Genomic DNA, 9,376 nt, shown 5'->3' on the forward strand with positions numbered 1-9,376 from the left:
TAAGCGCTGGTTTCATTTAACGCCCGATCAATATCGAAAATCCAAAAAATCATAGAATGAAAATCCAATGCCATTCGCTCTCGATAACAACATGCTTAAGAGGAAGTCTTAATTGCTATCGTTAGCGGTTCACGCGCGGCGCCCTACTAATCATCATGCCCAGCCGCTCAGGTAAAGAATCGAGAGACTTCCTCGCAGATTAGCGGGGGAAATTGGTGTTCTGGTTGAATGAACCGGAACACAGCGCGCGGCTAACGTAATGACCGTGATCCAGTCAGCGAAGATTAATGGCCCCAACCCGCAAGCCTACTTGAAAGATGTAATGGAAAGACTGCCGACCCAAATGGCGTCGAAGATCAACAAATTACTGCCGCATAACTGGCAGGCACCAGTAAAAATTGGGCAACTGTCAGATCGAGCCTGAGCTACTACACGCATTTCTCGATATCACAGACCGAAATACTGAAATTCAAAGACTAGCGAATGAATTCTTTCTTGGTCTAGAAATATCGCTGATAACGCGCTCGAGCTGTCCGGCAGCAACATACAAATAGATCGGCTAGATCGTGAGCATCAGGCTAGTTTGATAGCACTTCAGGTGCAATCTATTCTGCTACTGTATAAATCCTGTGTGCCACTGAGCATGACGGACAATTAAATCTCCCTGATTAAAGCCTTACTTGACACTCCACTTTCCGAGAGACAAGGCTAGCTATGGTATTGGGCATTATTAGGTGATCGTATTAACGCTAATCAGATCGCTTAGCCGCTATAGGTGGGACCCAGTCAGGCGCAGACTCAAAATCTCGAGACAGAAATGCTAAAAAAAGCCTTAACTTCGGTGAAACCGCTCGACTTTCTGGATATATAGCATGAATATCACTTACCGGCGTTACCACTTCATACGTATCAAGCACCGTGTGCAAGCGCCCCTCTCTCAGCGATGAGCTCGCCATCCACAGCGGCAAACACACTAAACCCGAATCTCGTACAGCAGCCTCCAGAAGTACCCCGAGATTATTGCTACTAAATCTACCTGAAACTGCCACGGAAGTTACGACAGTACTTGAGTGGCCTTTAAACATCCATACGTTGCTCCTATCAGCACCAATACATGAGTGCCTCTCGAGCTCATACGGGTTTTGCGGCGCGCCTGCTTTCGCCAAATAAGCCGGCCCCGCACAAATTACGTACCGATCTCGTGCTAATCGTTTGGCAAACAGCCTTGCGTCTGGCGGTTCCCCGATATGAATGACTACGTCATTAGTGTGACTCAATTCTTCGGGTGAATCATCAGACAGGTTGAGCTCTATCGAAAGAGTGGGTTCTTCCGTCAGGAGCCTCGACATGCAACCTCCCATATAAACTCTTCCAAACTCAGTTGGAGCGCTTACACGTAGCGTGCCCGTAACCTCATCTGATTGTGTGGTTAAAGCGCGTTGCGTTTCATTTAGCTCCGCCAATATTTTTTTTGCGCTCTCCAAAAAAATATGCCCCGCTTCCGTAAGAACGAGGTTTCGCGCGGTGCGACGAAATAGCTTTACTCTAAGCTCGCGCTCAAGAGCAGCCACGCTTCTCGATACCGTTGATTTTTCGATATTCATTGCTAGGGCTACCCTAGAAAAGCTACCCAATTCGGCCGCATTTACGAATATTAAAATTGCGCTGAAGCTTTTCATCTGCACCACGTCAAGCCACTGTAAATCACTAGTTAGATTTGTATTAATCTATAATTATTGGCAACACACTGCTAGTGGTTAGCGTCGCCATACAAAGAAATCTCCCGCCAAATATGTTATCGCATTGCGATAGGTGGGATTTTCTGTTCAACTTTTATACTTATACTTCAGGGATCCTACCTCCTGATGCCCGCAATTTCCATTCCTTTTGCCTAAAAAAGCCAACCTCGTCAGAAAAATCCTTGGGCAGTTTGCGACGTCGGTGACCTTGCACCGCAATTTGGCACCAAGATGTCGATGAGATTTCCAGCCCATCTAATAGAGAGATCTCAGCATGACGAAGCGGTACAGCGAATAATGAATTATCAAGACAATTAAAGATACATAAGGCCGGAGCTAAGAAAGGCCTGCACACCCCTCCCTCCTAAGATATCGCAAACGTCCACATCAGTAGCGTAAAACACAGTAACAATCGGTTCATTTCAGCCTTTAGATAACTATTTGGTTGACTACAGGCGCACCCCTCATATGAAGGCAGGTATTTCTCCGCTCCCAGCGGGTTCGTAAATATCGATAACACATACAGACGATTGGCATTCTCCAGCCCACGGTGGCGAACCTACATGTACCCTACCTGCTGCCATATCGTCCAGAACGGCTAGGCAACCCTGCGCGAACGTTATCCTAGATCTCCTCCACTGTCAGGAACTGGCTGGCCAGCCAGCTTGATACGAGTACGAGGGCACAGCACAACCCGTCAATCAACACCCCTATTTAAACTCACCTCGCTTATGTACGCCGGTTATAGCAGCATCACCCTAGGCACGCGCCTCCTGCCGGTGAGAGAGCTGGTCGGCAGCACTAAGGTCATGAACGTAGGCTACTTTGGCTTCTATATAGTGAACCAGGCCACCCCAATCACCGATAGCCATTACTGGCCTTCAATGATAATTAGGTACACATTTTTATTTACATTCTCTTCGCTGTCCATTTTCGCGAATCGCACAGATCGAATAGTTTTGTTAACCGCGACCAGATCAGGGGACAACTATCACCGCACACATACAACAAGACTGGTATTCACAGCATCTCGCAACAAATCTTTCATAATTTTTCCTGACGAAGTTCTCGGGAAATCATTTATATACTCAATTCGTTCCGGAAATTTCTCTCGCGCCAGGTCATTGCATTCCAAAAATCGAGCCAATTCCATCAAGCTCGGAGCGCTTCCACCCACCGCGACCCTTACAAACGCACAGACAGCCTCTCCGAGCCTAGGATGAGCCATGCCAACGACCGCCACCTCCGCAATATCTGGATGGCTAATAAGGATATCCTCGATTTCTTTAGGTGATAAATTTTCTCCGCCGCGAATAATTATGTCCTTTTTACGTCCAGTTATAACTAGTCCACCACCATCATTTATATAGCCAACATCACCGGTTAAAAAAAAGTGGTCATCGTCATATGCTTCAATATTTTCAGTCGCTCCAGTGTATCCAAGCATCATTGAATCCCCCCGAACCAGAATTTCGCCACTCCTCCCTGAATCCATATCAATCACCTTTCCGGACCGAATATCTGCGATTTTTACTTCATAGCCAATGACCTTACCGTCGGTCTCAGCTGCGATCGCGACATCATCAACATGAGGAAAACCACGTGTGACCATGGGAGCCTCTGATGTACCGTATACACGAAATGCGTGGCAACGCTTCGTGACCTGCCGAACTTTATACATCAACTCCGGTGCAACCGATGCGCCGCCACAGGCAAATATTTTTAGCGTATCTATACCATCCCCTGCACGCTCCGCCTCGTCGATCAATTCCTTAAGGAATGGAGTTGCACCAACACAGGCAGTCGCACCGACTTCATTTATATAGGAAAGTGCATTCCGCGCACTCCATTCATCCATTAGCGCGGAGCAGACAGGCGAAATAAAAGGCAACTCCAATCCGAATGCATACCCCGTTACGTGCGATACCGGCGAGGGCATAAACATAATATCGCCCAGACCCAAGCCCCACTCACGCATTATTATTTTTGGCCAGACTTGCATAGAAAGATGGGTGTGCAGCGCACCCTTAGGCTTCCCTGTTGTGCCCGAAGTATACAACAAAAGTTTAATAGACCTCGGATCAACACTTGATGGTGTAAACTTCTCTCCCTCTTCATCATCAATTAATTTCTGATACGTCAATCCAGTAGTACCGCGCACATACACAACACTCAGAGGGTATGGAAGCGCAGCCTGTACTACGGAAATCATCTCAGTCCGATCCTTTTTTTCCTGACAACCAGGGACGAACAGAACTTTTGATCCAGCGTCCTTCAAAAGAATTTTTAATTCAGCCCCCCGAAATATTGGCGGTATTGGATTAATAATTGCGCCCAGCGCGCAGACCGCAAGATTAATTGCTACCGCCTCCTTCCAATTCGGAAGCTGCATGCCTATGACATCGCCCCTGTCAACCCCCATCTTTCGTAGAGCGGCGGCGACAGCGCACGCTTCTCGATAAATTTGACCATAGGTAACAGCGCCTGCTGGGTCGCAAAAAAATGCAACATTATTTGGGGTCGCAAATGCCTTCTCCCGCGCGAGATCAAATAGCGTAGATCTTGTCTCGTCCACGCCCCTAGAAGCTTGATTCGCTAGTACGGACCAAGCACTAAAATCAGCGACATAATCACTCTTTGACATTTCGGCTCCAACAGTATCAGTTAGCGATATTAAAATAGTTAACTCAACCCGAAAACAACTTATCTACATAAAAACCGTGATTCAACACAAACATCTTATCGAAGCAAAGTTCACAGAAATATTTCCGTAATCCACCATACGCATCCCTGCTCTTAATAAAATATCATGCAAACATATGCCAAAGATATCGATGCCCCACGGTAAATTAGAATAATTTTATAAATCGAAAAAAACACAAAAATTATTTATATCCCGTAAAACCATTAATTTTCATTGTAAATCATAAATCGCGATATAACACTTTAAAAAGTGATTCGTCCCGGGTTGATCGGAGGCAGTTTATCTGAGTCATGCCGCTTTGCTTGACTCAGCTTGTTGATAATACAACATTTCATATTCAGCGGGTGGTCGATCACCGATGGGCCTCGGTAATCGGCGATTGTTGAACCAGCCCACCCACGTTAGCGTTGCTTGCTCAACATCGTCCAGTCCACGCCAAGGGCCGTCTTTGTGGATCACCTCAGCCTTGTAAAGTCCATTAATCGTTTCTGCTAGTGCGTTATGCGCAAAGCACTACGTGGGGCAGGCTCTCGTAGGAATCACCGATGCTACCCACTGACGCATTAAAGCCCGCCCCTGCTAATCGATCAGTATAGCGAATCGACAGATACTGACTCCCTCGATCGCTGTGATGAACCAACCCCTTTGGCTTCCCTCGGAGCCAAAGTGCTTGCTCTAAGGCATCGAGGATTAGGTCGGTTTGCATATGCTTTAGCGCACGCCAACCGACGATATAACGTGAGTACACATCAACTACAAACGCTACATAGACAAAGCCAGACCACGTCGCCACGTAGGTGATATCGGCCACCCACAACTGATTGGGCTGATCCGCGGTAAATTGACGCTGAATTAGATCCAATGGCTTGTGGGCCGCCTCATCAGGTATTGTCGTGATGCAGCGTTTACCGCGCCGCACACCTTCTATACCTAGCTGTTTCATCAATCGCTCAACCGTACAGCGTGCTGCCGGTATCAATTCTCGCTTCAGTTGTTTCCACACCTTACGCGCACCGTAATTACGGTGATTCTCGTCCCAAACACGCTTGATCTCATATAACAAAACGTCGTCACGCCGGGCGCGGGCGCTGCGTTTTTCTGGCTGCTGCTCAATTATTTTATGATAATGGTATGTGGACGGTGCAATCGGCAATTCCTTGCAGATTGGCTCGACACCATAAGCAGCACGATGTTGATCGATAAAGGCCATCATTACTTCGGTTTGCGCAGGTGGCCTGCCCGTCGCGCTCCGCCTAGGCGAAAAAAGCCGCTGCCTTACGTAAAATTTCATTAGGGCGCTTCAGTTTACGTACTTCGCGTTCAAGTTCCTTTGTCCGCTTCAGTTGATCGCTGCTAACACCGGGCATAGTGCCAGAATCAACCTCGATCTTATTGATCCATGTTCTTAGCGTTTCAGGTGTGCAAGCAATCTTGGCAGCCACTGACTGAGTCGCAGCCCAACGAGATGAATGGTCATGCTCACTGGTTAGCACCAGTCGCTCTGCGCGTTCGCGTACTTCTTTGGAATATCCGGGGCGTCTGTTCATAAGCTAATCCTCTCAAGAAAATTAGCCTCCGATCAACCCGGGACGATTCACTGCCTGCCTAGCGTCCGTCGCTCGCGCCTCATCAGTCAAGCCCACAACGCGCTCTTCTCGCACCGCACACACTGCGAGTCGTCCTCGCTACTCCCCAGATCGCTTGGACTTTTTTTGGCGTACGAACAAAGCTACCGTTTCAGCCAAGGCCCTATCTTTACGGTTAAACTCTTTCTTAAATGCCGCGTTTTCATGCTTAAGCTTTCTGGTTTCAGATGGCGCAATCGCTTTGGCACGGGCGCTACAAACAAAATCCTGCGTCAACTGTTTGATGCGGTGAGGATAAACGCCCTGCTCACAGCACAGAGCATTAACCGTATCATCATCCAAAGGGCTCGTATATTTTCAAAACCTCCACACACCAAATTCGTTTATAACTCGAAAAACGACAGCATGTCTCCAACAATGGGCTTCGGCCTAAGGACTATGAATGTCAGTATTTTAAAGAGACTGAAAAACGCCTAGCGGATTAATGGCCGACTCACAAGGATATGCAGGGATTACGGTTACCTACAGAACCAATGCACTATGAAATCCGTCACCAATAGCCTCAACTAAACTTCTACTGCTTCTTGCATCGCCGATAATTATCAGATTGTCATATTCCATTTCATAATCATAACCTATATGTTCAACGTTACTGTCTCCTGATGATACATATATAAGCTCAGTAGAATTAATAGCCTTAGCGTCATTGACGCTATCCACATACGTTGGTAAAACCGAAACCGTACTACCGTCAAACTCCGTCACCCGGCTCCGTAACATGATATTAAATGAATCACCGTATAGTCTTGTAAGCGCAGGCTCAGTCATAAGAGAAAATTCTGCATGAGGCGCGAAACCAATATGTCGAGTAACATAGTTCACTGTAGCGCCCTGCGAAAGTAAATATTCTGCACATGCAATAGCTTCATATTCACCAAGATCATCAATAACCGTTACATTTCGACCCTCGTAATTAATTCCTTCCTCAAACAACTCAACACTAGTTTTAATAGTGGCGCCGTTACTTAAATTTAATGGCTCCCCAGGATTCGAAAACTGCTTACCATCACTTCTCGGGGTGGCGCCCACCGCAAGAATTAGAATATCGGGATTCATCGATTTTGCTTCTTCAATATCTAAAAACGTATTCAAGAAAATATTCACACCTAACTTATAAAGCTGCTCTTCCTGCCAAATGGCGATATCTAAAATACCAGCCCGAGTTGGTGCGAGAGCGGCATACCGCAATTTTCCGCCCAACGCCTTCTGCGCCTCGTATAGAGATACATTATGTCCTCTTGAGGCGGCAACTCGCGCAGCCTCCATTCCCGCAGGACCACCACCAATAATGATAACTTTCTTGCTTATCTCAGCCGGAGTGATAGACGCATCAGAAAGGATCCGCTCATGACCCACTGCAGGATTTACGGTGCATCCTAATCTCGGCAATACAGGCTTATATATACCCGCTACACAAGCTTGATTACAACCAATACAAGGACGAACATCTTCAGCTCGGTCCTCCAGCGACTTATTAACAAGATCTGGGTCTGCAATCATCGCGCGGACCATCCCCACCATATCGGCTTCTCCGGCTCGGACAACCTGATCTGCCTCCTCCAGGGTACGGAATCGTCCTGTCACTAATGTTGGCAATTTTGTTATAGACGTGAGCTGAGTACTCAACTCCATTTCATACCCTGCCGGCTCGTGCATACCTCCGATCATTTTAGGAAATGTTTGGTAATTACCTTGAGAGATGTTGATATAATCAACTAAATTGAGCCGCTCAAGTTCAGCAATAATGTGCTGATATTCCTCAACTCCAGCCCCGCCCTTTAGACCATCTGGAGCAACTCGCACTCCAACCGCGACATTACTTGGTATAGCACCCCTAACCGCTTCTAAAAGCTCAAGTATAAATCTAGATCGGTTTTCAAGTGATCCGCCATATTCGTCGGTTCGGATATTAAATGCCGATGACAAAAACTGCGCAGGGAGATAGCCGTGAGCGCAATGCACTTCGACTCCATCCACACCCCACTCAACACATTTCAAGGCTGAAGACACAAAAGACGCTATAATTTCACGTATCATGCTTTTGGACATCGGCACTGGTGTTTCTTTAGTGTGCAGCCCTCTCAAATTAGAAGATGAGATAGGGGGAGCGCCATCTAAGGAAGGACCAAATGTATTGTGGCCGCCGTGCCACAATTGCTGAAATACTTTCATACCATGCTTGTGACACGCATTAACTAAATTTGGATACATCTCATCTAGATTTGTATCAAAACTATTTAGCGACCCAAGGGAGCTAGAATGCACGCCCATAATTTCAATAATAGACAGCGCAGCTCCGCCCTTAGCTCTAGCTTCATGATATGCAATTAACTCATCATTTATTGTCCCTCCACCGATCATCGTCACATGAGCCGGGCGCACGATACGGTTTTTTATATCTACGGGACCAAGTCGAAGGGGCTTATCAACATGAGTATATTCCATATACCTACCTTACTAATTTATAGTTATTTTAAATTTTAATTAAAAAACTAATTTCAATACCCAGAAAAATTTATCGACGCACAAAAATACGCTTAACCGCACACATAACAATAACCGATACCACTACACGAAATCGAAGTTTTATACCCCAAACCTCCTAATCAAAGACATTATCGTTCTATAAAACACTATAAATTACGAAACCCTACCACCTATAAAAAAATATTTATTTCTACGTCATGTCAAAAAAGATAACACCCCAAAATCAATATCAAGAACCCGGCACCCTATTCAACTTCACTTTTGGGCGCGACGAAGATTCGCCCGAGAAAACCGAAAAAATAGTCGAGACTATTCAGCGAATACCGCTGGTGATTGAATTTATTGTCACACTCCGGATCACCTAAACAACTTGGCACGCTACGATCACTTTTCTACACAAATACTACCAACTTTAAAGCACTTGTTCCTTGACGCTTCCTGTAACTGGAAATTTTGATCCCAAACACCTTATGCAAGTAATAAACACATCGATGATCCAATATTTCGCTTAGTATTTGCAGTGCCTCACTGCGAGCTGACTCAACAACTCCAGCCATTTATCGGAGGATAGGACCAAATTGATTATACTCCATTACAATTTAACGATTACCGCGCCATCTACCACTGACGCTGAATATTTCTTGAGATTACCAATTCGCTCATTACCGATACAGCGGCCATCAACCAAACTGAATACTGCGCCATGTTTTTTGCATTTAATCATTGAACCAAACACCTCTCCGTCGGTTAATGTTTGGATCGCATGGGGGCAGTAGTTCTCAATCGCGTAGATCTCTCCA

At 46.1% G+C, this 9,376-nt stretch carries 5 protein-coding genes, 2 pseudogenes and 1 other annotated feature; of the genes and pseudogenes, 1 reads left to right on the forward strand and 6 read right to left on the reverse strand.

What is annotated here, in order from left to right:
* Nucleotides 1–241: 241 nt before the first annotated feature.
* A pseudogene (locus tag ABYP33_RS15855) lies at nucleotides 242–424 on the forward strand (transposase domain-containing protein); the annotation flags it as partial.
* 325 nt (nucleotides 425–749) lie between these two features.
* Here ABYP33_RS15855 and ABYP33_RS15860 read toward each other — a convergent pair.
* From ABYP33_RS15860 to ABYP33_RS15885, 6 genes and pseudogenes are all read right to left on the reverse strand, one after another.
* Nucleotides 750–1,679: a LysR family transcriptional regulator gene (locus ABYP33_RS15860; protein WP_373092128.1), complete on the reverse strand. Its 930-nt coding sequence runs from the start codon at nucleotides 1,677–1,679 to the stop codon at nucleotides 750–752.
* Nucleotides 1,680–2,730: 1,051 nt separating this feature from the next.
* Entirely contained in the window at nucleotides 2,731–4,383 is a 1,653-nt protein-coding gene (locus tag ABYP33_RS15865; protein ID WP_373092129.1) for an AMP-binding protein, read from the reverse strand.
* A gap of 348 nt (nucleotides 4,384–4,731) precedes the next feature.
* Nucleotides 4,732–5,990 (reverse strand): annotated as a pseudogene (locus tag ABYP33_RS15870) (IS3 family transposase).
* Nucleotides 5,582–5,712: a sequence feature (AL1L pseudoknot), on the reverse strand. It overlaps the preceding pseudogene by 131 nt.
* Before the next feature lie 138 nt (nucleotides 5,991–6,128).
* On the reverse strand, nucleotides 6,129–6,371 hold the full coding sequence (locus ABYP33_RS15875) for a hypothetical protein (protein ID WP_373092130.1): 243 nt from the start codon (nucleotides 6,369–6,371) through the stop codon (nucleotides 6,129–6,131).
* A gap of 180 nt (nucleotides 6,372–6,551) precedes the next feature.
* The gene (locus tag ABYP33_RS15880) at nucleotides 6,552–8,534 is read right to left on the reverse strand and encodes an FAD-dependent oxidoreductase (RefSeq protein WP_373092131.1); all 1,983 of its coding nucleotides are present in this window, start codon (nucleotides 8,532–8,534) and stop codon (nucleotides 6,552–6,554) included.
* Between the two features lie 634 nt (nucleotides 8,535–9,168).
* The coding region (locus ABYP33_RS15885; RefSeq protein WP_373092132.1) for a Rieske (2Fe-2S) protein at nucleotides 9,169–9,376 on the reverse strand (208 nt) is incomplete at its 5' end.

The sequence above is a fragment of the Zhongshania sp. genome (assembly GCF_041584495.1).
Taxonomy (GTDB): Bacteria; Pseudomonadota; Gammaproteobacteria; order Pseudomonadales; family Spongiibacteraceae; genus Spongiibacter.

Bases quoted from the DNA above. Each gene is read 5' to 3' on its own strand.
- ABYP33_RS15880 (WP_373092131.1), bottom strand. From the start codon at position 8,534: ATGGAATATACTCATGTTGATAAGCCCCTTCGACTTGGTCCCGTAGAT.
- ABYP33_RS15865 (WP_373092129.1), bottom strand. From the start codon at position 4,383: ATGTCAAAGAGTGATTATGTCGCTGATTTTAGTGCTTGGTCCGTACTA.
- ABYP33_RS15860 (WP_373092128.1), bottom strand. From the start codon at position 1,679: ATGAAAAGCTTCAGCGCAATTTTAATATTCGTAAATGCGGCCGAATTG.